Raw genomic sequence first — 254 nt, forward strand, 5'->3', positions numbered from 1 at the left:
GGGCACAGCAGAACGTCTTTGCGCTCGCCGATTGCGTCGACCAGTTGCTGATGTACGCGACGGATCTCCGCCTGTCCCGGCAGGAACACCAGCAGGCTGCCGGTCTCGTCGTGGAGCGCTTCGAGCACGGTTTGGGTAACGCGCTGATCGATGTATTCGCCCGGCTGAAACGGCCGGCCCCAGCGCATCGTCACCGGGTACATGCGCCCTTCGCTGCGCAGGATCGGCGCGTCATCGAGCAACCCGGCCAGACG

1 protein-coding gene is annotated in these 254 nt (G+C 65.7%); it reads right to left on the reverse strand.

Annotated features, from left to right (window positions below; translation table 11 throughout):
* Positions 1 to 254: hypothetical protein (locus AAEY83_RS16875; RefSeq protein ID WP_351060949.1), on the reverse strand; the 254-nt coding region annotated here is incomplete at both ends.

Source organism: Psychrobacter sp. TB20-MNA-CIBAN-0197, from assembly GCF_040309765.1.
Taxonomy (GTDB): Bacteria; Pseudomonadota; Gammaproteobacteria; order Pseudomonadales; family Moraxellaceae; genus Psychrobacter; species Psychrobacter submarinus.